Origin of the sequence: Paraburkholderia sp. CNPSo 3281 (assembly GCF_024206515.1) — a bacterium.
GTDB classification, from domain to species: domain Bacteria; phylum Pseudomonadota; class Gammaproteobacteria; order Burkholderiales; family Burkholderiaceae; genus Paraburkholderia; species Paraburkholderia nodosa.
Genome location: NZ_JAMBPS010000038.1, coordinates 20399 through 46478 on the forward strand (window position 1 = coordinate 20399; position 26080 = coordinate 46478).

Here is a 26080-nt window from a genome sequence, read left to right on the forward strand (position 1 = left end):
CGCGCGGCTAGGGATTGGCAACGCTGTTAGACGCCTCGCTCGCGTGATCGGGCCCGGGCGCGTCCTGCCCGCCTCCCAGCGCCACATAGAGCGACGCGCCGTTTTGCAGCGCCGCCGCGCGTAGCTGGATCAGTTGCTGTTGTGCCGCGAACAGGCTGCGCTTCGCATCGACCACTTCCAGATAGATGGAAATGCCGTTCTCGTAGCGCAGTTCCGCCGCTTCGGCCAGGCGCGACTCGGAGGCCACCGCGCGCTCCTGTGCCGCGATTTGCTCCTGCAGGCGCTGGCGCGCGATCAGCGCGTCGGAGACTTCGCGGAACGCCACCTGAACGGTCTTCTGGTAGTTCGCCACGAGTTCCGTTTGACGCGCTTCGGACAGGCGCACTTGCGCGCTGCGGCGCCCCGCGTCGAAGATCGGCAACGTGACGAACCCGGAGATGAGCCATGCCTGCTTGCCAGGCACGAAGAGGTCGCTCAACTCCGGCGACACATAGCCGAAATTGCCCGTGAGCGAAATACGCGGGAAATAGTCGGCGCGCGCGGCGCCAATATCGGCGTCGGCGGCTCGCAGCGACTGCTCGGCCGAGCGAATATCGGGGCGCAGCGCGAGCAACGAAGAAGGCAGACCCGCGTCGAGCGCGCCGAACTGGTCGGCATCGGCCAGCACGTGGCGCTGCGTCATGTCCGCGGCGTCCGGCAGCGGACCGCCGATCAGGACAGCCAACTGATCGCGCTGCTGGCCCGTCGTTCTTTGCAGCTCGGCAAGCTGCGTCTGCGCCTGCGTGACGAGAATGCGCGCCTGCTCGTAGTCCACGAGCGAGGTCGCGCCCGCTTCGAGGCGCAGCCGCGCGACCTCCAGCGCATACTGGCGCGTTTCCAGCGTGTGCTGCGCGAGGTCGATGCCCTCGTTGCCCGAGAGGATCGCGTAGTAGGTCGCCGCCACGTTGCTGATGAGCGAAAGACGGAACGCTTCGTTGGCCTCCATTGTCGCCAGATAGTTGCGCCGCGCCGACTCGCTCAGGTTGGCCACGCGCCCCCAGAAGTCGAGTTCGAACGACGTGACGGCCACCTGCACGCTGTACTGGTTGAAGTGAATCGACGTGTTGTTGTTGGGCAGCTCGGGCTCGATGGTGTTGAGCGGGGTTTTGGTGCGGGTTGCGTCCGCGCCCACGGCCACTTGCGGAAACCGCGCGGAGCGCTGCACGCGATAGAGCGCCTGAGCCTGCTCGATGCGCGCGACCGATGCCGCCAGATCGCGGTTATGCGCCAGCGCCATGGCGATCAGCTGCTTGAGCGCCGGGTCGCGAAAGAACGTCTCCCACGCTAGTTCCGAAGCGAGACGCTCGCCGCCCGGCGTGGCGATATCCGCACTCTCGTAGGTGCCCGCAATCGGCAACTCCGGCTGCTGGTAGCGCGGCGCGAAATTGCACGCCGCGAGCGTCAGGCACGCCGCAATCGCCATCCACCTGGCAGTCTTAAACATCGTGCGCTCCCGCGGGCCGCGCGTCTTCCTCGTCATCGTCGTGCGAGCGTTTGCGGCTCAACCATCGGCGCGCCACCACATAGAACACGGGCGTAAAGAAGATGCCGAACAGCGTGGCCGTGAGCATGCTGCCCATGATGCCCGTGCCCACCGCCTGCCTGCCTGCCGCGCCCGCGCCCGTGGCGAGCACGAGCGGCAGCATGCCGAGCACGAAGGTCACGCTCGTCATCAGGATCGGCCGCAAGCGCTGGCGCGCGCCGTTCACGGCCGCGCTCACCGTATCGCTGCCCGCGGCCTCCTCCTTGATCGCGAATTCCACGATCAGAATGGCGTTTTTCGCCGCGAGGCCGATGATGGTCACGAGGCCGATGTTGAAGTAGATGTCGGCGGAAAAACGCCGCGCCATGGTGAAGAGAACCGCGCCCAGCACGCCCAGCGGAATGATGAGCAGGACGGCAATGGGAATCGCCCAGCTCTCGTAGAGCGCGGCGAGCAGCAGAAACACCACGACGAGGGAAAGCAGCAGCAGCGCACCGATCTGCCCGGCCGCCTGCTGTTCCTCGAACGCCGTGCCGGTCCATTCGTAGGTCAGGTTGCCGGAAAGAACGTGGTCCGCAATGCGCTCCATCTCAGCGAGCGCCGCGCCGCTCGAACGGCCCGGCGCCGCCTGCCCCGAGATCGTGGCCGAGGGAAAGCCGTTGTAGCGTTCGACCTGCTGCGGCCCCGCGCTCCAGTGCACGCGCGTGAACGCCGAGAACGGCACCATCTCGCCCACGTTGTTGCGCAGCCGCAGCGCGCCGATATCCTCGGGCCGCATGCGCTGATCGGCGTCGGCCTGCATGAGCACGCGCAGCACATTCCCCTCGTAGACGAAATCGTTCACGTAGTTCGAACCGAATGCGAGCGCGAGCGCGCTGTTCACCTGACCGATCTGCAGCCCCAGCGCCCGCGCCTTCACGCGGTCGATATCGACGTAGAGCTGCGGCGCGGGCGGCAAGCCGTCGGGACGCACGCCCACCAGCAAGGGGCTGCGCGCGGCCTCCGCCAGCATGCGCGCGCTCGCCTGCTGCAGCGCCGCGCCGCCCACGCCGCTGCGATCGAGTATCTTCATCGTGAAGCCGCTCGCATTGCCGAGCGCGGGAATGGCCGGCGGATCGAGCGCGAAGACGAGCGCTTGAGGAATATTGCGGAACGCCGCGTTCGCGCGCGCAACCAGCGCCCCCGCCGAATTGGCCGCGCCCGGCCGCTCCGACCACGGCTTCAGGTCGACGAACGACATCGCCGCCGACTGCCCCTGGCCGAAGAAACTGAATCCCGTGACCGACGCGATATTGCGCACTTGCGGCTGCTGCCTCAGATAGGCCTCGACCTGATCGACGACCTGTTGCGTGCGCTGCGCCGTCGCGCCGGGTGCCGCCGTATATGCGACGAAAATGTGTCCCTGGTCCTCGCCCGGAATGAAGCCGCGCGGCAACTGGGTGAAGAGGAACCCGGTCGCCGCGCACACCACGACGAATACGAGGAGCCAACGCACCGGCTTGCGCAGCATGGCCTGCACGGCCAGCACGTAGCGCTCGGTGGCGGTCTCCATGCCGCGGTTGAATCCATCGAACACGCGCCGCTGCATGCGGGCCGGCCAGTGGGTGGCGACGGCCTTGCCGGTGCCGTCACCGGTCTTCGTCCTGCTGCCCAGCAGCGTTGCCGACATGGCCACGCCCAGCGTCAGCGCGAGCAGGGTCGAGAGAAAGATCGAGACGGTGAGCGTGACCGAGAACTGGCGATAAATCGCGCCCGTCGAGCCCGGAAAGAACGCCATGGGGACGAACACCGCAATGAGCACGAGTGTGCTCGCAATGGCGGCGCCCGCAATCTGCCCGACGGCCTTGACGGTCGCCCGCCGCGAACTCAAGCCCTCTTCCTGGATCACGCGCTCGACGCTTTCCACCACCACGATCGCGTCGTCGTTGAGAATGCCGATCGCCACGACCATGGCGAACAGCGAAAGCAGATTAATGGAGAGCCCGAACAAAAAAATGCCGACGCACGTGCCGATCAGCGCGATCGGGACGACCAGCGTGGGAATGAGCGTCGCGCGCCATTTCTGGAGAAAGAGAAACACGATGACCGTGACGAGTACCAATGCCTCGACCATCGTGCGCAGCACGCCGCTCAGCGAGGTCGTGATGAACGGCGTCGTATCGAACGGCACGACCCACGCCACGCCCTTCGGGAAAGTCGGCTGCAGTTGCGTGAGACGCTGCCGCACGGCGCTCGCCACGGCCAGCGCGTTCGCGCCGCTCGCGAGCTGGATGGCGATCCCGGCGGACTCCTTGCCGTTCACGCGAAAGCGAAAGCCATAGCTGTCGTTGCCAAGCTCCACGCGAGCGACGTCGCCCACGCGCACCGTCGAGCCATCCGGGTTCGAACGCACGATCACCTCGCGGAACTGCTCGGGCGTCGAAAAGCGGCCGCGCATGACGATCTGCGCATTGAGTTCGGCGCCCGGCGCAATGGGCTGGTCGCCGAGGCTGCCGCCCGCAGTCTGGCTGTTCTGCTCCTGGATGGCAGTCATCACTTCGTTAGCCGAAATGCCGAAGCTGCTGAGTTTTTCCGGATCGATCCAGATCCGCATCGCATACGACGAACCGAACAGCTGTGCGTCGCCGACGCCGGGAATGCGGCGCAATTCGTTGACGATGTTATTGGCGGCAAAGTTGCCCAGCTCGACGGCCGGGATCGAACCATCGGCGGACTGCAGCGCAACGAGCATCAAAAAGCCCGACGACGCTTTCGTGACGCTCACGCCGACCTGCCTCACCTCCAGCGGCAGGCGCGGCTCGACGCGGCTCAAGCGGTCCTGGACCTGCGAGAGCGCAACGTCGAGATTCGTGCCGGGCCTGAGCGTGACCGTGATCTGCGCCGTGCCGTTCGAGCGGCTCTGCGACGACATGTAGAGGAAATTCTCGACGCCGTTCATTTCGTCTTCGATGATCGACGTGACCGTGCGGTCCAGCGTGTTCGCATCGGCGCCGCTGTAGACGGCCGATATCGTGAGCGAGGGCGGCGCGACGTCGGGGTACTGCTCGACCGGCAGCAGCATGAGCGCGAGGGCGCCAAAGAGCGTGACGAAGAGCGCAACGACCCACGCGAAGACTGGCCGGTAGACGAAGAATCGGTTCATGAGGCGCGCCGCTCAGGAGTGGCCCGGCGCGGCGAAGGGATGGGCGTCCACGCGCTGCCCCGGCTGCACCCGTTGCCAGCCGTCGACGATGACGCGCTCACCCGGCTCCAGCCCGTCCTTCACGACCCATTGCCCCGCTTCCTGCGGGCCGAGCACGACATTGCGCCGCACGACGGTGCCGTCGTCGGCAACGAGCGAGAGGTTCGCCCCGTTGTTGTCGAACTGCACCGCGCGCGCGGGGACGACCAGGCCGTTCGGTATCGTGCCGATCACAACGCGCCCGCGCACGAACTGCCCCGGCAACAAAATGCGCGACGCATTGTTGAAGCGCGCGCGCAGCACCTGCGTCCCGGTGGAAGGATCGACGACGAGATCGGTGAAGTCGAGCACGCCCGGCTCGCTATAGTCGTCGCCGTTCGCGAGCGTGAGCCACACTTGTGCGCGGTCCGAGGGCGGCGCCGCGAGCGTGCCTGAGGCGATCTGTTTGCGTACTTCCAGCAACGAAATATTCGATTGCGTGAATACGGCGTTCACGGGCGAGAGCTGATTGACCTGCGTGAGCAAGGTCGCGCCGGCCGCACTGACCAGCGCGCCCTCGGTGACGAGCGCGCGCCCCACACGGCCCGCGATCGGCGCGCGAACCGTGCATCGATCGAGGCGAAGCTGTGCGAGCGTCACCGCGGCGCGTGCGTCCGCAACGTTCGCGTCGGCCTGCTGCAGGGCAGCCGTCGCGGCCTCGTATTCCTGGGCGCTCACGACCTGGCGCGCCACCAGCGGCTTGAAGCGCGCGACCTCGGAGGCCGCATTGCCCTGCACGGCCCGGGCCCGGTTCAGCGCCGCCTGGGCCTGCTGCAATGCGGCCTCGTAGTCACGCGAATCGATGAGAAAGAGCGGCGCGCCGGCGCGCACGTCGGTGCCCTCCTCGAAGAGCCGCCGCTCGACGATCCCGTCCACGCGGGCGCGCACCTCCGCCGAGCGGATCGCTTCGATACGCCCCGGCAGTTCGATCTCGCGGGGAATGGATTGCGCCGCAACCGTTTCGACCAGCACGCTCGGCGGCGGTGGCGCTGCGCCGCCCTGGGCTTGCCGGTCGCGGCATCCATTGCCCGCCAGCAGCAACATTGCCGCAATGCCGATCAGCCACGGTCTACAGCGTCTGGGTTCGCAGTTTGGCACGCGAGGCTCCACCGAAAAATAGAGACGGTACGCGCGCGCCCAGAACGGCTCATCGCGCAGTACTCGACCGGATCATTGCGATGTTCACTCAAACTGCGATTTACGGGCCCCGATGTGCGCAGTCCGCAAGCGCAGAAACGCGTGAGAAGCGCATAACGTTTCAATCGTTATCTAACAACCAGCCCTTTCATGCATTCACGGGATTTACGCAAAACCGCCACAAAATCAATCACTCGTAAATTTCTTGAAGTCGGAATTCCGTTTACTACTATGGATAGACGCTTCACACCCTTATTCACACCGCTTGATTCTTTCGTTTTCCAGCCATTGCCCATACGCTTTTAAGGGCACGTTCGCACAGCTGGATATCACGGCTTTCGGGATGTTCTATAACCGAAGAAGCCATAAGTCATGGCGACGTCAATCATCTTCTTGCCTCAGGAGATCGAATCATGAAAAGCCAACTCGTCCTCTCAGTCATCGCTGCGCTCCTCGTCGGTGTCTCCTCTTCCGCAATTGCGCAAGGCACATCCGGTGGAGATCAAAGCCAGGGGACAGGTCGCCAGCAGGTCATGCCGACCATGCCGCATCGCGACTGGCATGAGGGCCAACAGGTTCCCTCGAAGTACCGGCATTACAACTATCAGATGAACGACTGGAAGTCGCATAACCTGGACGCACCGAAGCGCGGCCAGCAATGGCTTGGCGTGAACGGCGACTACGTGCTGGTGACGAGAAGCAACTGGAAGATCTCGAAGATCGTACCCGGTACTGAATGACTGAGATCACGAGACGGGCTACGTTGCCGTAGCCCGCGCGATTGCTGCATGATTCAGGCATGGATGGTTGCCATGCCTGCCGCCCTTCTCAATCGACGAGCCGCGCGCGCAGGCGCTTGTACTCGTCGTCGGTAATCGAGCCTGTCGTTCTCAGCTTGTCGAGCTTCTCGATTTCGTCCGCGACACTGTAGCCCACGATGTGGCGTAGTTCTTCGCGCGCCTTCTGTGCCCGCTCCTGGTTGCGATGCGCCATGTCTCTGCCCTGCGTGAGGACATAGGCGAATATGCCGATATAGGGCAAAACAATCAGAAAGATCACCCAGATGATCTTCATGAATCCCGATATGTCGGTTCGACGGAACAGGTCACTCGTGATCGTGATGAACAGCCAGAACCACAGAATGAACATGAATATCGAAAACGCATCGATAATAAAGTTCGAAAACGTAAAGCCATTTGCGAAGATCATGAATCGCCTCCGTCGGTTTTGCGTGTGTAAAACGGCAACTGCAGTTGACACGGGCATCGATGGCGACACCGTGTGCGCGCGAAACGTGATGCTCGGACGTGACGCGGCCGCCGACTGCGCTTTCGTCAGGTCAGATCAGGCCGCGCCTGCGCTCCCGGCCGGCAAACGGCACCACGGCCATGGAAATGAGATCCAGCCCGAGGAACAATCCGAGCAAGGGTAACGGCACGCTCGGGAAATTAGCGGCCAGAAAAATGGCGAGCAGGAACGAGAGCGCCGCGCTGACGATGCCGATATTGTTGACCTTCACGTCCTGCCCGACCGACGCAATGATCTTGAAGAAGCCGTCGAGCACGAAGAAAATCATCAGCATCACGGTAAGCCCACGCGCCCGTGCGCTGTCATTGACCAGAATGAGAATGCCGATGAGTATGGGCACGATCACTGGCGGAATGCGCCTGACTGCGAGTTTCCAGTCTTTCGTCGTGAAGAGACTCAAGGCATGCACGAAGCCGCAGAACAGCAGCATCCTTGCGATGAAAAGCGTGCCAATCAAGGACCTTGTCGAGAGCGACAAGACGATGCAGAAAATTCCCGCCGCGATGAGAAGCGTTGAGCTGGCAATCGGAAAAATAGAACGCTTTTTCATATTCGAATGTAACTGCGTCAATACGGTTACATAGCTCGGCATATCTGACTTGCGCGTATTCTTGCCGAATTATAGGCTTAAGCGAAATTAAGCGTTCTACTATCAGCCGTGGAAGTATAGTGCGTGAGTGTGCAAATACAAGGGCGCGAATGCACTGTGAACCTCGAACGCAGCCACACCTTCTCGTTCAGCCCCAACGGCGAGCACTTCCTGCTCGACGGCGAGCCCTTGCAGATCCGCAGCGGCGAGTTGCATCCCGCGCGCATACCGCGCGAGTACTGGCTGCATCGCATCTGCATGGCCAAGGCGATGGGCATGAACTGCATCGCGTTGTACATCATGTGGAACTACCACGAGACACGCCCGGGCGTGTTCGACTTCGAAAGCGGCAACCGCGATATCGAAGCCTTCATCCGCCTGTGTCAGCAAGAAGCGCTTTGGGTGCTGCTGCGCCCGGGCCCCTATGTTTGCGCCGAGTGGGACCTGGGAGGCCTTCCCGCTTACTTGCTGAGCGAACCGGACATCCAGCTGCGCACCGACTCGGCCACCGATGCCCGTTACATGGCCGCGGTTACGCGCTACATCGGCGAACTCGTTCCGCGCATCAAGCCGTTGATGATCGATGCAGGCGGGCCGATCCTGATGATCCAGATAGAGAATGAATTCGGTTCGTACGCAAGCAATCCCGCTTACCTCGAAGAACTCAGGCAGCTTTGGCTGCGGGGCGGCATAACGGGGCCCTTCTACACCGAGGACGGTCTCGCGCAACTCGAACGCAATCGCACTACGGTGACGGGTGGCGCCATCGCGTTGAGCAACGGCAACGCGGCACAAATCGCCTCGGTGCGGCGCGCGTTTCCTGCCATGCCCGCGATGGCGGGCGAAGTCTACCCGGGCTGGCTGACGCATTGGGGCGAGCCTGAATTCGCTGGACACCATTACGATCTTTCCGCCATCCTGACGGCATTCATGCAGTCGCATTTGTCGTTCAACCTCTATGTCATTCATGGCGGCACGAGCTTCGGCTTTTATGCCGGCGCGAATGTGGACGACTCGGGCAACTATCAACCCGATATCACGAGCTACGACTATGGCGCGCCGATCAACGAGCAAGGGGCGGCCACGGCGAAATACCTGAAGTATCGCGACATCATCGCCCGCTATCTCGCCGAGCCTTTGCCGGACATTCCCGACGCCATCGCCACCGTCGCGGGCCACACCCTGACGCCAACGCTCTACACCTCGATCTGGGACAACCTGCCCGCGCCCTTGTCGAGCGTCGATCCGCAGCCGTTCGAGCACTACGGCCAGACATCCGGCTTCATGCTGTATCGGAAAACGTTGCGTGAGCAACCGGTTGGTGCGCTGGATATCAGCGGCGTTCATGACTATGCGGCGGTTTTTGTCGGCGAGCGCTACGCGGGCGGCGTCTCGCGCGCGCGTATTGCGCACGGCTATGCGCAACAGTTACGTGTGACACATCGCGCGCCGCTCGCGTTGCCCACCACCGTGGCCGGCGCGCCAGGCGCGCTGGAAATTCTGGTAGAGGCCATGGGGCGCGTCAACTTCGGGCCGGCGATCGTCGACCGCAAAGGACTGCTAGCGCCCGTGAAAATGCAATACGCCGACGGGCCCGCTTCATCGCTCGAGGAATGGGAAGTCTTTTTGCTGCCGATGGATGAGGCGTACATCGCCGGGTTGCAGGCACGCTGCACGAATCCGCTGAAACCTGGACTCTTTTTCAAGGCGCGCCTGGTTCTGGATGAAATCGGCGACACCTGGCTCGATATGGGCAACTGGACCAAGGGCGTGGTCTGGGTCAATGGGCACAATCTCGGGCGCTACTGGAGCATCGGCCCGCAACAGCGCTTGTATTGCCCCGCGTCGTGGCTTACGCAGGGCGAGAACGAGGTGCTGATCTTCGACCTGCACCAGACCGAAACGAAGCCGGTGCATCTGGCGAATGCGTTGTATTAGCCTCCATCGGACGGCAGCAGTTCCAGCGTGAGCACTTCGAATGGCGCGAGCTGGATTTCGCACGGCACGTCCGCGTCCAGTATTGCGGGAATGCCGGTCGTGCCTGCATGCCAGAGACTCCGCGCATGAAACCGTCCCGCTGCCGCAGCCGGCAGTTCCAGCTGATGCCGCAGCGCCAGCGCAAAGCGCTGCGCCTGATCGTGCGGATTGCGCAACGTCACGATTGCCTTGTGCGGCGCCCACGCGGCCCAGCCGTAGATGGCCGCTTCGTCGGGCGCGCCGCCGATCCAGTGGCTGTCGCGCAACACGTCGACGCTCGCGCGCGCCCATCGGGCCGCTTGCGCGAGTACGTTCCAGTCGTCTTCGCCCAGCAGCGAAGGCGTGATGTACAGCTCCTGCAATTGCGTACCGCTCGCGAAGAAGGACCGCACCTCGTGCGCAAATGCATCGCCTGCCGGCGTATTCAGGCGTGGGTTGCACTGCGCCAGGATAATGCCGTGCAGCATCAGGGAATTGAGCGGAAAGAGCGGGCTGCGCAGCACGACGTTGCGGTACGTCTGCGCGTCGCGATACGTGATCCAGCGCTCGCGGCTCGTGCCGCTGCCTGCCTGACCGTCGTCGCTGCCGCCGCGCCAGATCGCGTCGGCATAGCGCAGCCAGAACGGCGAGGGCTGCGTGCCGGTCGAGAGATTGATGAAGGTTTCCGGTTTCGCCGCGCGAATGTCGCCGATCAGCTGGATCGCCGCGTCCCAGTCGCTATCGAAAAGGCTGCCGGGAAATACACGGTCCGCGTTGCCCGTCCCGTCGAACTTGAACTGGTTCACCCCGTCTTTCGCGAGCAGGCTCATCACGACTTCGTGAAAGCGCTCGTAATAGCGCGGCCCCGATAACGCGAGGCCATTGTCGATGACTTCATAGCCCGCGGCGCAGCCATGCGTGATGCGTTCGTCCTTCGGCGCGCAATAGCCGCCCCAGGGAGACAGCCAGACGCCGGGCGCGCCGCCATAGCGTGCCGCCGCCTCGCGCAGCGGCACGAAGCCATGAGCAAACGCCTGGCTGAAATGCCAGCCGCCGCCAAGGTCGTCCCAGCCATCGTCGAACAGAAACGAATCGATCTGCACGCCGCGCGCGGTATGCAATTCGCGGCCGATCGTTTCGATACGCTCCAGCGCCTGGTCCTGCGTATAAGGGGTGAGGTAACCGATATCCCACCAGCTGTTGTAGTGCAGACACGGACGATATGGGCGGGCGCGCTCCTGCTCGAGGCAGGTGGCGAAATCGCGCCGCAACTGACCGTCGCGCGCCACGCCTGCCACGGCGGAGTAAGTCAGCGTCCGGTTCTTTTGCAGCGGCAGCGTGCGTTGCAGCGTAAAACCGACGCTCTCCGCTTCCACGTGGCTGGTAGCGAGCGGCAACTCGAAGCCCAGGTAGAAGTTGCCCGCGACGACCGGCGTGCCCTTGCGTTCGCTACCGGTCTGCGCGCCGACAACGCGCGCCTGCAGCAATGAAACGACGGCAATGGCTTCGGCCTGGCGCAGGGCCGTCACGTTCAGCAGCATGCGCAGATATCGCGCGCCGTCGCGCTGCTCTACGCTCCATTGCGTCGCGAGGCGTCCCTGGGCGTCGCCCAGTGTGACGCTCACGCGCCGGCCCGCGACGCGTTCGGCCAGGCGCGATGCGTGGGGGTTGGCCGCGAGCGCGTCTTCCCGTAACGGTGCAAGCACGCGCATGCCGGCCGGGCCGAGTGTGGTGCCGTCCGCGAAAGTCAACGCAAACGGCGCGACGATGGGCAGTACGCGTGCCCCAGCGCAATCGACGAGTGAGCAGTGAGTGAGGTGTTCATCCTCGAGTGCCCAGCGCAATGCAACGGCATCGTTCCCGAACGAGCAGACATCGCCCTGTTTCCGGAATTCGGGCATGCAGGCTTGCGTAGAAATTCGATCGTCGGCACGCATGGGCAACCTGTCTCGGGCGCGAACAACCTCAATAGGGTAATGGCAACGGCACAAACGTGTAATGACCCTAAAGCTGCGGCCCCACGCAAACGGCAATTGAGGGCCGCGCGATTCCCTTATGGGAACCTTAAGCCCGACATTTTTCGCGCAGCTTTACCAGCGGTTACACGATTGACAAATCTGCGCATCCCGTTCGTAAGCTCAGCGACTAGAATCCGCTTCCATCGCAACCGCGTCCGTTGACTGGAATAGAGATCATCATGAATCGCCTGACGTTTTATCTCCTCGCAGGACTCGCAGGGACGTGTGTCAGCACAGCGGCATCCGCCCATGCCGATATCGGCGTCTATCTCGGCGTTCCCGGTCCGGTCTATGCCGCGCCCGAGCCCGTGTACGAGGCGCCGCCGCCTGTCGTTTATGCAGCGCCGCCCGCTGCGGTCTACGAGCCGGCCCCCGCTTACGGCTACTACCGCTATGACCACGACGAAGACGAACACCACGGGCACGACCACGGCCGTCATCGCGGCTGGGAACATCACCACGGCGACGACGATTGACCGGCGCCCGCGACTTATATCGTTGCGCGCGCAACCTCATGCGCGCGCCTGCCTCCCTTCAAGTGCAAGTCCCGCGCCCCTCCCCGCGACAACCGTCCTGTTCGGCTAGCCCCTCAAAGTTGTCTAGCCAATAAGTACTTACAACGCGCACTCCACCTGCCTCCTGCCCCACCTCTCCGTGTGCAACGCTCACATGTCAGCGCGTTTACACCTTCGCCAGCAAAAACCCTAGTTGTCTCATTATGTGAGAGCCGTTATCTTGTCTATACAACACGGCTGACGTGACAGCCCGCTGTTGACCATGCCGCCATCCGTCGTGGCGGCGTCGAAAAAGATACTGGAGACTCCACGTCAATGAAGAAGTTTGCCCTGTGCATCGCGATGCTCGCCGTCGCCACCTCCGTCTGTGCGAAGGACTGGACCACGGTCCGCTTTGGCGTGGATGCAAGTTATCCGCCGTTCGAATCGAAGAGCACGGACGGCAAGCTGGTCGGCTTCGACATCGACGTCGGCAACGAAATCTGCAAGCGCATCAACGCGAAGTGCGTTTGGGTCGAAAGCGAATTCGACGGCATGATTCCGGCGCTCAAGGCGAAGAAGTTCGACGCCGTGCTCTCCTCGATGTCGATGACGCCGCAGCGCGAAGCGCAAATCGCATTCTCGTCGAAGGTCTTCCACACGCCTAGCCGTCTCGTCGCGAAGAAGGGCTCGAGCCTCCAGCCCACGGCCGATTCGTTGAAGGGCAAGACGGTCGGCGTCGAGCAGGGAACGACCCAGGAAGCCTACGCAAAAGCCAATTGGGCGCCGAACGGTGTGAAGATCGTGCCTTACCAGGATCAGGACCAGGTCTATGCGGACCTGCTCTCGGGCCGCCTCGACGCCGCGCTGCAAGACGCCGTGCAGGCCGACCTGAGCTTCCTGAAGACTCCGCGCGGCGCAGGCTTCGCGTTCACGAACGGCGAACTGAGCGATCCCAGCGGCATCCTCGGCAACGGCGCCGCCATCGGCTTGCGCAAGGACGACGCCGACCTGAAGGTGAAGATCGACAAGGCGCTCGCGGACATGCTCAAGGACGGGACGTACAAGAAGATCGAATCGCGCTACTTTGCGTTCGACGTGTACGGTTCCTGAGCCTGACCGGAGCACGATATTAGCGACAAAGGCGCGGGCACTCCCGCGCCTTTTGCCCTTTTCGCCGCTGGAACCTCTCCCCGCACCCACACCATCATGCAGATCCAGACCCATCCGCTCATCTCGCCGGCGCTCGGCACCGCGCGGCACCTCACGAGCTTCCACTACGGCCCCACCGGCGCACAGAAGATCTATATCCAGTCGTCGCTGCATGCCGACGAACTGCCGGGCATGCTGGTCGCCTGGGCGCTGCGCCAACGCCTTGCCGCGCTCGAAGCCGCAGGCAAGCTGCGCGGCGAGGTCGTCGTCGTGCCCGTGCCCAATCCCATCGGCCTCAATCAACGCCTGCTCGGTCAGCTGCTCGGCCGTTTTGAAAGCGGCACCGCGGCCAACTTCAACCGCCACTTCCACGATCTCGCCGAACTCGTGCTCCCGCGTGTCGGCCCTCGACTGAGCGGCGACGCGCAGCAGAACGTGGCCGCCGTGCGCGCTGCGATGCGAGAGGCGCTTGACGAACAGGCGCCCACCACCGAACTCGGCTCGCAGCGTCTAGCGCTTCAGCGCCTTTCGTATGACGCCGATGTCGTGCTCGACCTGCATTGCGACTTCGAAGGCGCAATGCATCTCTACACCAACCCCGACCTGTGGGCCGATGTCGAGCCGCTCGCGCGCTATCTCGAAGCGAAAGCCTCGCTCTTCGCGCTCAATTCGGACGGCAACCCCTTCGACGAAATTCACAGCTTCTGCTGGTCCGCGTTGCGCGAGCGCTACGGCGACCGCTTTCCGATTCCCAACGGCGCGGTTTCGGTGACGATCGAGCTGCGCGGCCAGGCAGACGTGAGCTACGACTTCGCCGAACGCGACGCGAACGCGATCATCAATTACCTCACGCATCGTGGTGTGATCGAAGGCACGCCCGCGCCGCTGCCTGCGCTCGAATACGCGGCCACACCGTTCGCGGGCACCGAAGCGCTCATCGCGCCGGCCTCCGGCGTGCTGGTGTTCCGCACGCCGGTTGGCGTGAGAGTCGAACCGGGCCAGCCGATTGCCGATGTGGTCGATCCGCTGACCGATCACGTCGTCACGATCATGAGCTCCGTGACCGGCATGCTGTACGCACGCCAACGCACGCGCTTCGCCACGGCGGGGATGGAAGTCGCGTGGGTCGCAAGCGCCACGCCGCTGCGCAGCGGCTCTCTGCTGCCCGACTAGGCGATGAAACCGGGCAAATCGCCCGAAATGATGTGGGGTCATGCCCGATAACGGACACGTTCTCCGGCACAGTTCGTTTGGAAACGAAACGATGTGTGACGGGGCGTAACAGCAGGCCGGCAGGCGCGGCGCAAAGGACGATGCCTGCCGCTGCGGCGCAGTGAGGGCGGGAGCAAGCGCTATTTACACTTGCTTTCGATTCTTTACCTATGCGCGCTGAGTTGAAACTTACGATTGTTAGCGCCTGGAACATCGGGCCCCAAGGCGGCCGGAGACCTCCGTTTCCGGCCGCCTTTCTCATTCGTAAACAGGACCAGCGGAATGGCCCACAATAAATGAACAGCTTCGATACCGTCATTCTGGGAGCCCTCACCCAAGTCGATCTGCCGCCACTGCTCAATCACGCGATCCGGGTGATGGTGGGACTCTATACGTTCAAGGGATATTTCCTCATCCCGCTCATCTGGTGGATCTGGTTCCAGCCGAGCGAGCGGCGCGAGTGGCGGCGCGAGATGATGATCGCCACGGTGGCCAGCGGCCTGATCGCGCTCGCAGTGGGACGCCTCCTCGCGCGTTTTCTGCCGTTCCGGCAACGGCCGCTTTTCAATCCCGATCTGCATCTGCATTTCGCCTCGTCGTCGCTGCGGGCGGCCGGGCTAACCGACTTCAGTTCGTTTCCGAGCGATCACGCCATGCTGTGGGTGGCGATTGCAATGGGGATCTTGCTGGTATGGCGTGTGGTCGGCGCGCTGGTGATGTTATATGTTGTGCTAATCATCTGCTTGCCGCGTGCGTATCTGGGCTATCACTACCCCACGGATTTGATCGCGGGCGGCGCCATCGGCGTGGTGATCACCTGGCTGATGACGCGCGATGCAGTCAGGAAGCGGACCGCCGAGCCCGCTCTGCGCCTGATGGTGCGCTTTCCCGGGGCGGCTGCCGCATTCACGTTTCTCGTGTGTTTCGAACTGGTCACGCAATTCGACGATCTGCTGAGGCTCGCCCACTCCGTGGTGCACGGAATGATCTGAAAACCGGCGCGGCCGGCGTCTTCGGTACGCCGCCCGCGCGGCTTCACACTGCGCCCGGATTGACGTACGCCGTCTTGACCGTGGTGTAGAACTCGCGGGCATAGCTGCCTTGCTCGCGCGGGCCGTAGCTCGAACCCTTGCGGCCGCCGAACGGAACGTGATAATCCACGCCCGCCGTTGCGGTGTTCACCATGACCATGCCGGCCTGAACGTGGCGGCGGAAGTGGTTGGCATAACTGAGCGAAGTCGTGCAGATACCGGCCGACAACCCGAACTCCGTGTCGTTCGCCACGGCGAGCGCCTCGTGATAGTCCTTCACCTTGATGACCGAGGCCACCGGGCCGAACACTTCTTCGCGGTTGATGCGCATTTGCGCAGTCGTGCCGGTGATCAGCGCGGGGGCAAGGAAATAGCCGCGCGTGGCGCCTTCCACGCGCTCGCCGCCGTACACCTCGCCGCCCTCTTCACGCGCAATCGCAATGTAGCGCTCGTCCTGCTGAAGCTGCTTGTCGTCCACCACCGGCCCGATTTGCGTGCCGTCCGCCAGCGCGTCGCCCGTCTTCAGCGCTTTCATGCGGGTCTTCATCGCTTCGATGAAACGGTCGTGAATGCCTTCGGTCACGATGAGGCGGCTCGACGCCGTGCAGCGCTGCCCCGTCGAGAAGAAGGCGCCGTTGATGCAGGCTTCCACGGCGACGTCGAGATTGGCGTCGTCGAGCACCACCATGGGATTCTTGCCGCCCATCTCCAGCTGGAACTTCTTGCCCGTTGCAAAGCACTTCGCGCCGATCGCGCGGCCCGTCGCGACCGAACCCGTGAAACTCACGGCATCGACATCGGCAGAGCTGACGATCGCCTCGCCCACCACCGAGCCGCGCCCCATCACGAGGTTGATGACGCCGGCCGGCGCGCCCGCTTCCGCAATGATCTTCACGAGTTCCCACGTGCTGGCCGGCACGAGGTCGGCGGGCTTGATGACGACCGTGTTGCCATAGGCCAGCGCGGGCGCGATCTTCCAGGCGGGAATGGCGATCGGAAAGTTCCAGGGCGTAATGAGCCCGATCACCCCGATCGGCTCGCGCGTCACCTCGACGGTCATGCCGGGCCGCACCGAAGGCACGATCTCGCCGCCAAGGCGCAGCGCCTCGCCGGCGAAGAACTTGAAGATCTGCGCGGCGCGGCCCACCTCGCCGATGGCCTCGGGCAGCGTCTTGCCCTCTTCGCGCGCGAGCAGGCGGCCCAACTCGGCCTTTCGCGCGAGAATGACGCTGCCCACCTGGTCGAGCAAATCGAAGCGTTGCTGCGGCGTGGAGAGCGACCACTGCGCAAAGGCCTTGCGCGCGGCGGCGATGGCGTCGCGCGTCTGCGCGTCGTCTGCCTGCGCGAACTCGCCGATCGCGTCGTCGAGATTGGAGGGATTGATGTTGGTGGATGCCGTGGCGCCGCGCACCCACTGGCCGCCGATGTAATTGTCGAACTGGTTCATGTCGCGTTTCCCGATTCAGTGGCTCACAGCAATCCGCGCGCAGCCAGATTGCGATAGAGCGCGCGTACGCCGAAGGTCCACGGCGCGAGTTCCGTGCTCAATTGCACGGTGTTGACCAGCGCGCCGAGCTCCGGCGCGGAGATGGTGACCTTGTCGCCCAGGTGGTGCGTAAAGCCTCCGCCTTGCGTGTCGCGATCCTTGATCGGCGAGAACATGGTGCCGAGAAAGAGCATGAAGCCATCGGGATACTGGTGATGCGGGCCCCACGTCTGCGTCACGAGATCGGCCGGGTCGCGGCTGATTTCGCTCATGTGGCTGATGCCTTCCAGTACGAAGTCATCGTCCGTGCCTTCCACACGCAGCGCGACGCTCGTCTTGCGCACCGTGTCGAGGCTGAACGACTCGTCGAACAGGCGCACGAACGGCCCGATCGCGCACGAGGCGTTGTTGTCCTTGCACTTGCCGAGCAGCAGCGCCGAGCGGCCTTCGATGTCGCGCAGGTTGACGTCGTTGCCGAGCGTCGCGCCGACGATCTCGCCGCGGCTGTTCACGGCCAGCACGATTTCCGGCTCGGGGTTGTTCCAGACCGAAGCGGCCAGCAAGCCGACAGCCGCGCCAAAGCCCACCGCCGACATGGGCTGCGACTTCGAAAACACTTCCGCGTCGGGCCCGATGCCCACTTCCATGTACTGGGACCACGCGCCGCGCCGCTCGAGTTCCGCCTTGAGCTTCATCGCTTCTTGCGAGCCCGGCTTGATCTTCGAGAGATCCGTGCCGATCGTGGCCGCGATGGTTTCGCGAACCTCCTGCGCTTTCGCGGGATCGCCACCCGCCTGCTCCTCGATCACGCGCTCGATCAGGCTCACCGCGAACGTCACGCCGCATGCCTTGATGGCCTGAACATCATTAGGCGCGAGCAGACGCAGCGCGGGCTCCCCGCCGCCGGGCAGATTCGCTTCGATCAGTTGCTCCACCGGGCCGAGCGATTCGCCGCTCACCGTGCGCGCAAATTGCGCGAGGTCCTCGCGGTCGAACAGATCCGCGGTGGTCGGCGCGCTGCCCGTGATATCGATGACTTCGCCGTTGCGCACGAGCACGATGGAGGGGCCTTCATGCTCGCCTGCCTTGCGCCACACGCGGCCAACGAGCAGCGCCTGCCCGACATCGCCGGGAAGCCAGTTTGCGGGAGTGTTCGAGGTCATGGTGCGTCCAGTTTGGTGTCCGAGGGTTAGTGCGAATGGCGCGGGTTGCCGCGCTCGGCGATGACTTTCAGATAGAGCGTGGCAGGTTCCAGGCATCCGCCCGTGGACAACTGTCCCACCGTCTTGCGGTAAAGCTCCTGCCAGGGCGTCTGGGCAGGCGGAACCTCGAAGTGCGCCGTTTCGCGGCGCCGCGCCAGCTCGGCTTCGTCGACCAGCACGTTCACGCTGCGCGCATTCAGGTCCACGCGAATGCGGTCGCCCGTTTGCAGCAGCGCGAGGCCGCCGCCCACCGCCGCCTCGGGCGACATGTTCAGGATCGACGGGCTCGCCGACGTACCGCTCTGGCGGCCATCGCCCAGCGTGGGCAGCGACGTGATGCCCTGGCGCACCAGTTCCGCCGGCGGCGCCATGTTCACCACTTCGGCGCTGCCCGGATAGCCCACCGTGCCCGTGCCGCGAATCACGAGAATGCAGCGCTGGTCGATTTCGAGCGACGGGTCGTTGATGCGCGCGTGGTAGTCCTCGGGACCGTCGAACACGATCGCGCGAGCCTCGAAGGTATTTTCCGCGCCCGGCTCGCTCAGATAGGTTTGCCTAAAGGCGTCGCCGACCACCGACATCTTCATGATCGCGCTGTCGAAGAAGTTGCCCGAGAGCACCATGAAGCCTGCGCCGTGCTTGAGCGGGTCATCGGTTGTCCTGATGACTTCGCGATCGGGCTCGGGCGTGCTGTCGGCGATGGCGCCGATGGTGCGACCCGATACCGTGAGGCATTCGCGGTGCACGAGGCCCGCGCGATCGAGTTCGCGCAGCACGCCGGGCACGCCGCCCGCGCGGTGGAAGCTCTCGCCCAGATACTCGCCTGCCGGCATGCAGTTCACGATGAGCGGCACCTGTTCGCCAACGCGTTGCCAGTCTTCGAGGCTCAGCTCGATGCCCATGTGCCGCGCGATCGCAATCAGGTGCGGCGGGCAGTTGGTGGACGCACCCAGCGCGGAGGCCACGACGATGGCATTCTCGAACGCCTCTTTCGTCATGATGCGCGAAGGCCGCATGTCGTAGCGCACGAGGTCGACAATGCGCTTGCCCGTCGCGTACGCCATCTGCCCGCGCTCGCGGTAAGCGGCCGGAATGCTGGCGCAGCCGGGCAGCGACATGCCCAGCGCTTCGGCGAGGCTGTTCATCGACAGCGCCGTGCCCATGGTGTTGCAGTGGCCGATGGAGGGCGACGAAGCCGTGGTGAGCTCCATGAAACCCTCGTAGTCGATCTCGCCGGCCGCCAGCAGATTGCGCGCATGCCAGATGACCGTGCCCGAACCGACACGCTGGCCGTTATGCCAGCCGTCGAGCATCGGGCCGCCCGACAGCACGATGGCGGGCATATCGACCGTTGCCGCGGCCATCAGGCAAGCGGGCGTGGTCTTGTCGCAGCCCGTCGTCAGCACGACGCCATCGAGCGGGAAACCGTGAAGAATTTCGACCAGACCCAGATAGGCCAGATTGCGGTCGAGTGCCGCCGTGGGCCGGCGGCTCTGCTCGGCCAGCGGATGCACCGGGAATTCCATCGGGATGCCGCCCGCGTCGCGAATGCCCGCCTTCGTGCGCGCCGCCAGCTCGATATGGTGACGGTTGCAGGGGGCGAGATCGCTCCCCGTTTGCGCAATGCCGATGATGGGGCGGCCCGATTGCAGTTCTTCCCGGGTCAGACCGTAGTTCATGAAGCGCTCGACATAGAGCGCGGTCATGTCCGCATGGGCCGGGTCGTCGAACCATTCCTGGCTGCGCAGGCGCCGTGCGTTGGGCTGGGTCATATCACTCACTTGCTGGTTCCTTGTCTCGACGATGTGGCGGGCAGGTCCACGCCATTTGTTATCGGTAACATTTGTGGATATTAGCACTTTGCGCTCGCCCTGTGCACCAGGTGAGACCACGCGTTTTCCCGACCTCGGCGCCGGCCTCCGACTTGCCGTGGCGCCTCGTCTCATGCTAATTTAGCGCCCGCTGTGTTACCGATAACAAAGCAGCGCGCTGTTCACAGCCAGCGCCGAGATCCAGCAAACACACCACGAAGCTCGTGGAATCGCCTCCCCACCAGCGGGACCATTCAAAGGCACATGTGAAAGGAGACACATCCCATGCCAACCCTGACCCAGATTGCGGACTCGCCGGCCGCCGTCAACCAGGCCGAAGAACTGCTGTACCGCAAGGTACTGAAGCGCATCCTGCCGCTTCTGCTTCTGTGCTACGTCGTCGCCTACCTCGACCGCGTGAACGTCGGCTTTGCCAAGCTGCAGATGCTCGATTCGCTCGGCCTGAGCGATAGCATCTACGCCGTGGGCGCAAGCATTTTCTTCTGGGGATACTTCCTCTTCGAGATGCCGAGCAACCTGCTCCTGCATCGCTATGGCGCGCGTTTCTGGATTGCGCGCATCATGGTGACGTGGGGTATCGTGTCTTCGTCGCTGGCCTTTATCGCGCCGCTCGCGAGTTTCTTCCACGTGCAAAGCTCGACGATGTTCTACATCCTGCGGTTTCTGCTCGGCGTCTGTGAAGCGGGCTTTTTCCCCGGCATCATTCTTTACCTGAACTACTGGTTTCCGGCGCGTCGCCAGAGCGTCGCGATGTCGGGGTTCCTGATCGCCATTCCGGTGAGCCTCACGCTCGGCGGGATTCTCTCGGGGTGGCTCATGGAAAACACGCATGGCCTGTTCGGCCTGGGCGGCTGGCAGTGGATGCTGTTGCTCGAAGGCATTCCTTCGATTCTCGTCGCCTTCGTGGTGCTGTTGCGCATGGGAGACGGCATTCAGTCGGCGAAATGGCTGAGCGCCGCCGAGAAAGCCGTGCTTCAAAAGAATCTCGAACAGGAAAGCGCGAAGAAAACGCATAGCGCCGTGGCGGCGCTGAAAAGCCCGCGCGTCTGGCTGCTGACGTTCATCCTGCTCACCTTCAATACCGGCTTCTATGGTTTGGCGTTCTGGCTGCCTTCCATCATCAAGGCTTCTGGCGTGAAGAGCACGTTCAATATCGGCTTGCTAACCGCCATTCCCTATCTCAGCGCCGTCGTCGCCATGATCTGGAATGCGGCGCACTCGCGCAAGACGGGCGAGCGCCGGCTGCATGCGGCCATTCCGGCCTGTATCGGCGGCGTCGGCCTGATTCTGAGCGCACTCTTCGCGCACAACGTGCCGCTCTCGATCGTATTCCTGACTATCTCCACCTGCGCGATTCTCGGGCTCATGCCGATTTACTGGACGTTCCCCGGGCAGATTCTCTCCGGCACGGCCGCGGCGGCGGGGATTGCGCTCATCAACTCGGTCGGCAACCTGTCCGGCTTCACGGGCTCCATGATCACCAGCGTGGCGAAGGACCTGACCGGCGACATCAACAACGGCACCTATGCGCTGGGCGCGTGTCTGCTGGTGAGCTGCGTTCTGATTCTGTCGATTCCGAAAAGCATGCTGAACCGGGACCTGGTGGAAGAGAACTGAGCGCTATGCGAATCGGCTAAATCGTCCGTTGCGAAGGCCACCTTTTGGGTGAGCCTTCCTTACACGATCCCGTTTTGAAAATTGCGTCGGCCTTGCGCCGGCGCTTTTTTTTGCCTTCGCGGTCCAGCGAGCACGGGCACTCGTCCTGCCCGAGGCCCCCAGCGCCCGCACATAAAGCGTTCAAAAAAAAACAGTTGGAATTGTCTCAAGAATTGCAGCACGCTGCCGATAAGACGTGAACACTGTTTTCCGCCCGACACACTGCCATCGGGCCACTATCGAGCAACGGAGACGCTGTGATTCGAACCTGCCTTGGGGGCCTGCTGCTGGCGCTCGGTTGCATTGGCACCGCGGTTGCCGCGGGCCCCGACTGCTCGCGCTCATTTACGCTCGCCTTACACGATCATGGGCTGCTCTACTCCGTCGACACGGACACGGGCATCGACAAGGACTTCGCCGACGCCCTGGCGCGGCGCAGCGGCTGCCAGCTCCGCGTGAGCCTGATGTCGCGCGCGCGCATCTGGAAACTGATCGAATCGGGCGCGCTCGATTTCAGTCTTTCGGGCATTGCCAACGAAGAGCGCAATCAATACGCGGACTTTGCCTGGTACTTCAGCAACAAGTACTATCTGCTGGTTCGCAAGGATTCGGGCATCCATCAACTGGCCGATTTCGAGCACAACGACAAGTTTCAGCTCGGCGTGATTCGCAGCTTCCGCTACAGCGAGTCGGCCAACCGACTGGTCGATTCGCTCTCTGCCGAGAACCGCGTGAGTCAGGCCGGGGGTCTCGAGCCGCTTTACCAGGCGCTGATCCTTGGCCGCATTCAGGGAATGATCATCGAGCCGTTCGATTATCCCGCCATCGATGAAGCGAAGATTCGGAGCGTGACCAATATCGTGGAGTTCGACGATCCACCCATTCCGCATGGACTCATCATGTCGAAGAAGGCGCTCTCGCCCGAGGAGCGGGACAAGTGGCGCGCCCTCGTCAACGAAATGATCGCCGACGGCACGGTGCGGCGCATCTTCACGAAGTATTTCAAGCCTGACCTCGCCGACTCGATGGTCCCCTTCTAGACGCCGCCATGACCCGGACGCGCCTCATTCTGCTCCCGCTACTGGTTCTCGCCGCCGCGCTCGGCGTGACCTGGGTGCTCTGGAACCACGAGCGGGAAGCGGCCCGCCACGAACTGCTCACCCAGTTCGACTTCTCGCTCGGCGACGTCGTGAGCCGCATCGAACAGCGCATGGGCACGTACGAACTGCTGCTGCGCGGCGTGCAGAGCCTGTTCGCCGCCAGCGGCGAGGTCGATCGCGACGCGTTCCGGGCTTACGTCAATACGCTCAATCTCGACGCCAACTTTTCCGGCATCCAGGCCATCGGCATCGTCGCGTGGGTGCCGCAAACGCAAAAGGCCGCGCATATTACGTCCATGCAGCAGCGCGGCTTGCCACGCTACTCGATCGAGCCCGATGGTCCGCGCGCGAATTATGCCCCCATCATTCAGCGCGAGCCGTATATCGGCGCCAATCGCGCGGAGCCCGGTTTCGACGCCTGGGCCGACCCGGTGCGCCGGCGCGCCATGGAGCAGGCGCGCGACACCGGCATGGCGACCATCTCCGGCAAGGTGCGCCTCTCGGTCGACACCGATCCCGGCGCCGACCCCGGCTTCGTGATGTACATGCCGGTCTACGCACGCGGCCCGGCGCCGGAAAACGCCACCGAACGCCAGGCGCAGCTGGTTGGCTGGGTCTACGCGTCCTTTCGCATGCACGACGTCATTGCCAGCCTTTACGGCGAGGAACCGCCCGGCCTCTCGGTCTCCATCTACGACGGCGTGGAATCGTCGCCGGACGCGTTGCTCTACCGAACGTCGGGCGCCGCGGCCCATCGCCTGCCAAGCGATCTTTCGGCAACCGAATATCTCGTCGTCTGCGGACACGACTGGATGCTCAAACTGATGGCGCGCGACGGCTTCAAAGCGCGCTTCGGCCGCGACGCGGCAACGCTCATTGCGATCACCGGCACGGGCCTGAGCCTGCTGCTCGCGCTGCTCACGCGCCTCATGATGACGGGCCGCAGCCGCGCGATACGGCTGGCCTCGTCGATGACGAAGGAACTGCGCGAAAACGAGGAAAAATTCCGCGCCATTGCGGACTGCACCGTCAACTGGGAAATCTGGTGGTCGCCGGAAGGCAAGCCGCGCTGGATCAACTCGGCGGTAGAGCAGTACATCGGCTATACCGTCGACGAGTGCATGGCCATGAGCGACTTCGCCTGCACCGTGATTTATCCGGGCGACGCCTCCTACGTCGCGCCCGAGTTCCGCGGCGCGCAACTGGGTTCGCGTGGCGACAATCTGGAATTTCGCTGCGTGCGCAAGGACGGCTCGCTCATGTGGCTCTGCGCGTCGTGGGTGCCGATTACCGACTCCAGGGGCGATTTCATCGGTTTTCGCACGAGCGGGCGCGACATCACCGAGCGCAAGATCGCCGACCAGCGCATCAAGGAGCTGGCCTTCTACGACGCGCTCACCGGCCTGCCCAATCGCACGCTGCTGCTCGACAACCTGAAGGACGCCCTCACCGACAGCGCGAGGAACGGTACGAGCGGCGCCCTGCTGTTCATCGATCTGGATCATTTCAAGACGCTGAACGACACGCTGGGCCACGACAAGGGCGACCTGCTGCTGCAGGAAGTGGCGAAACGCCTGGCGGCGAGCATACCGGCGGGCGACACCGTGGCGCGTGTGGGCGGCGACGAGTTCGTCGTCGTGGTGGGCAATCTGAATCCCGTTCCCTCTGAAGCGGCCCGCCAGGCCGAGGCCCTGGGCGAGCGGATTCTCACCGTGCTCGGGAATCCTTATCGACTCGACGACATCGACTACCGCAGTTCGGCGAGTATTGGCGCAACCGTCTTCAAGGGATTCCAGGCGTCGACGGACGACCTCATGAAACAGGCCGACCTCGCCATGTACAAGTCCAAGGAACGCGGCCGCAACGCGGTGCGCCTCTTCGACCCCGACATGCAGACGGTCGTGGTGGAGCGTGCCGCGCTCGAAGCGGCGCTGCGCGATGCCATCGAAAGCGAACAGTTCGTGCTTCACTACCAGATGCAGATCGAGAGCGGCCGTGTCACCGGCGTCGAGGCGCTGGTGCGCTGGCGTCATCCCCTGCGCGGGCTCGTGTATCCGGCCGACTTCATTCCCGTGGCCGAAGAAACCGGGCTCATCGCCGCGCTGGGCAGCTGGGTGCTACGCGCGGCCTGCACCCAGCTGGCGCGCTGGGCTACGCAGCCCGACACCGGGCATCTGACCATCGCGGTCAACGTCAGCGTGCAACAGCTGCACCAGCCGGACTTCGTGGCAAGCGTGCTGGCCACGCTCAAGCAGACCGGCGCGAGAGCGGACCGGCTGAAGCTCGAGTTGACGGAAAGCGTGCTGGTCGACAACGTGCAGGAGATCATCGAGAAAATGGAAGCGCTGAAGGCGAACGGCATCGTCTTCGCGCTCGACGATTTCGGCATCGGCTATTCGTCGCTTTCGTATTTGAAGCGCCTGCCGCTCGCTCAACTGAAAATCGACCGCTCATTCGTGCGCGATGTCCTCGTCGACCCGAACGATGCGGTAATCGCCCGAACCATCGTGGCGCTTGCGCACAGCCTGGGCCTCGGCGTGATCGCCGAAGGGGTGGAGACCGAGGAGCAACGCGCCTTCCTCGCCTCGGCCGGATGTTACGCCTATCAGGGCTATCTGTTCTGCCGCCCGATTCCTGTCGAGGAGTTCGAGGCGGCATTGCGTGGACTCGAAGCGCCGGAGTGCGTCGCGGAGTAAGCGCGCCCCGCCGCTTGCCGCATCACGCGTCGCCATGCCGGCGCGGCGCGAGCAGGTCGGACATGCCCACGCGATGCAGCATCTCCGCCCGCACGCGGTCCACTACGGCAAAGCCAACGTCCGCGCCGTCCTGGGTCGGGTCCACGTGCACCCGGAACGGCCGCTTGCCGAAGGGGGCATCGACCACACCGACGACCGCCTCGGCCACGAGGCCAACCGAGCAGCAGTTCCGCAGGCGGCACGCCGCCTTACCTCGCGCCGTCGGTGCGCAGATCCACGCCGTTGTGCTGCGAAAATTCCGCCATCTGCGCAACGACCGGGGCGTTGCGCCCGGCGGTCGCACGCATGGACGCGTAGACGGTACGGCCGGCGCTGGCGAGTGCTTCGGCGGCGAGGCGGCCGAAACCGCTCGATGCGCCGGTAACGACAATGACCTTCTTCATGATGGGCTCCTTGTTCGCAACGAAAC

General features: G+C 63.8%; 19 protein-coding genes and 1 pseudogene. 9 read left to right on the top strand and 11 right to left on the bottom strand.

The genetic code is table 11. The annotated features are described in order from the left end of the window. Positions 1–7: 7 nt before the first annotated feature. The 3 genes from M3I56_RS28395 to M3I56_RS28405 are packed head-to-tail and all read right to left on the bottom strand — an operon-like array spanning position 8 to position 5840. The gene (locus tag M3I56_RS28395; protein WP_254356792.1) at positions 8–1483 is read right to left on the bottom strand and encodes an efflux transporter outer membrane subunit; all 1476 of its coding nucleotides are present in this window, start codon (positions 1481–1483) and stop codon (positions 8–10) included. Continuing rightward, entirely contained in the window at positions 1476–4664 is a 3189-nt protein-coding gene (locus M3I56_RS28400; RefSeq protein WP_254356793.1) for a multidrug efflux RND transporter permease subunit, read from the bottom strand. The genes M3I56_RS28395 and M3I56_RS28400 overlap by 8 nt, the downstream gene beginning before the upstream one ends. Positions 4665–4676: 12 nt before the next feature. Then, positions 4677–5840, bottom strand: a complete 1164-nt coding sequence (locus M3I56_RS28405; protein ID WP_254356794.1) for an efflux RND transporter periplasmic adaptor subunit — start codon at positions 5838–5840, stop codon at positions 4677–4679. Positions 5841–6292: 452 nt separating this feature from the next. Between M3I56_RS28405 and M3I56_RS28410 the strand changes: the two genes are divergently transcribed. Then, positions 6293–6619, top strand: a complete 327-nt coding sequence (locus M3I56_RS28410) for an RcnB family protein (protein ID WP_028204323.1) — start codon at positions 6293–6295, stop codon at positions 6617–6619. An 88-nt stretch (positions 6620–6707) separates the two neighbouring features. Here M3I56_RS28410 and M3I56_RS28415 read toward each other — a convergent pair whose 3' ends face one another. Together M3I56_RS28415 and M3I56_RS28420 are read right to left on the bottom strand one after the other, a co-directional pair. Continuing rightward, on the bottom strand, positions 6708–7088 hold the full coding sequence (locus tag M3I56_RS28415; RefSeq protein ID WP_254343652.1) for an SHOCT domain-containing protein: 381 nt from the start codon (positions 7086–7088) through the stop codon (positions 6708–6710). 130 nt (positions 7089–7218) lie between these two features. Then, positions 7219–7779, bottom strand: a complete 561-nt coding sequence (locus M3I56_RS28420) for a DUF308 domain-containing protein (RefSeq protein WP_154677952.1) — start codon at positions 7777–7779, stop codon at positions 7219–7221. Positions 7780–7893: 114 nt separating this feature from the next. Between M3I56_RS28420 and M3I56_RS28425 the strand changes: the two genes are divergently transcribed. Continuing rightward, positions 7894–9714, top strand: a complete 1821-nt coding sequence (locus tag M3I56_RS28425; protein ID WP_254356795.1) for a beta-galactosidase — start codon at positions 7894–7896, stop codon at positions 9712–9714. Here M3I56_RS28425 and M3I56_RS28430 read toward each other — a convergent pair. Beyond that, positions 9711–11633 carry an enterotoxin gene (locus M3I56_RS28430; protein WP_254356796.1) on the bottom strand — a complete coding sequence of 641 codons (1923 nt, stop codon included), beginning with the start codon at positions 11631–11633 and terminating at the stop codon, positions 9711–9713. The genes M3I56_RS28425 and M3I56_RS28430 overlap by 4 nt on opposite strands. Positions 11634–11929: 296 nt before the next feature. On the opposite strand from M3I56_RS28430, the gene M3I56_RS28435 reads away from it, so the two are divergent. The 4 genes from M3I56_RS28435 (at position 11930) to M3I56_RS28450 (ending at position 15600) form a co-directional block, all read left to right on the top strand. Next, positions 11930–12226: a hypothetical protein gene (locus M3I56_RS28435; protein WP_254356797.1), complete on the top strand. Its 297-nt coding sequence runs from the start codon at positions 11930–11932 to the stop codon at positions 12224–12226. Positions 12227–12580: 354 nt separating this feature from the next. After that, positions 12581–13357, top strand: a complete 777-nt coding sequence (locus M3I56_RS28440; protein WP_254356798.1) for an ABC transporter substrate-binding protein — start codon at positions 12581–12583, stop codon at positions 13355–13357. Between the two features lie 96 nt (positions 13358–13453). After that, positions 13454–14569 carry a succinylglutamate desuccinylase/aspartoacylase family protein gene (locus M3I56_RS28445; RefSeq protein WP_254356799.1) on the top strand — a complete coding sequence of 372 codons (1116 nt, stop codon included), beginning with the start codon at positions 13454–13456 and terminating at the stop codon, positions 14567–14569. Positions 14570–14904: 335 nt separating this feature from the next. Further along, entirely contained in the window at positions 14905–15600 is a 696-nt protein-coding gene (locus M3I56_RS28450) for a phosphatase PAP2 family protein (protein WP_254356800.1), read from the top strand. Positions 15601–15643: 43 nt separating this feature from the next. Here the strand turns inward: M3I56_RS28450 and M3I56_RS28455 are convergent, their stop codons facing one another. Genes M3I56_RS28455 through M3I56_RS28465 form a run of 3 tightly spaced genes read right to left on the bottom strand, consistent with a single transcriptional unit; the run spans position 15644 to position 20099 of the window. Then, positions 15644–17086, bottom strand: coding sequence for an aldehyde dehydrogenase family protein (locus M3I56_RS28455; protein WP_254356801.1), 1443 nt, complete (start codon positions 17084–17086; stop codon positions 15644–15646). Between the two features lie 23 nt (positions 17087–17109). Continuing rightward, positions 17110–18288: a fumarylacetoacetate hydrolase family protein gene (locus M3I56_RS28460; protein ID WP_254356802.1), complete on the bottom strand. Its 1179-nt coding sequence runs from the start codon at positions 18286–18288 to the stop codon at positions 17110–17112. 26 nt (positions 18289–18314) lie between these two features. Further along, positions 18315–20099, bottom strand: coding sequence for an IlvD/Edd family dehydratase (locus M3I56_RS28465; RefSeq protein WP_028204334.1), 1785 nt, complete (start codon positions 20097–20099; stop codon positions 18315–18317). 324 nt (positions 20100–20423) lie between these two features. Between M3I56_RS28465 and M3I56_RS28470 the strand changes: the two genes are divergently transcribed. The 3 genes from M3I56_RS28470 to M3I56_RS28480 all read left to right on the top strand — a co-directional run bounded on the left by M3I56_RS28470 (position 20424) and on the right by M3I56_RS28480 (position 25611). Next, positions 20424–21776, top strand: coding sequence for an MFS transporter (locus tag M3I56_RS28470; RefSeq protein ID WP_254356803.1), 1353 nt, complete (start codon positions 20424–20426; stop codon positions 21774–21776). A gap of 296 nt (positions 21777–22072) precedes the next feature. Next, positions 22073–22855, top strand: coding sequence for an ABC transporter substrate-binding protein (locus M3I56_RS28475; protein ID WP_254356804.1), 783 nt, complete (start codon positions 22073–22075; stop codon positions 22853–22855). Positions 22856–22863: 8 nt separating this feature from the next. Then, on the top strand, positions 22864–25611 hold the full coding sequence (locus tag M3I56_RS28480; RefSeq protein WP_254356805.1) for an EAL domain-containing protein: 2748 nt from the start codon (positions 22864–22866) through the stop codon (positions 25609–25611). A gap of 22 nt (positions 25612–25633) precedes the next feature. Here the strand turns inward: M3I56_RS28480 and M3I56_RS41730 are convergent, their stop codons facing one another. After that, entirely contained in the window at positions 25634–25798 is a 165-nt protein-coding gene (locus M3I56_RS41730; protein WP_375541807.1) for a hypothetical protein, read from the bottom strand. A 76-nt stretch (positions 25799–25874) separates the two neighbouring features. Next, a pseudogene (locus M3I56_RS41735) lies at positions 25875–26054 on the bottom strand (SDR family NAD(P)-dependent oxidoreductase); the annotation flags it as partial. Positions 26055–26080 lie beyond the last annotated feature (26 nt).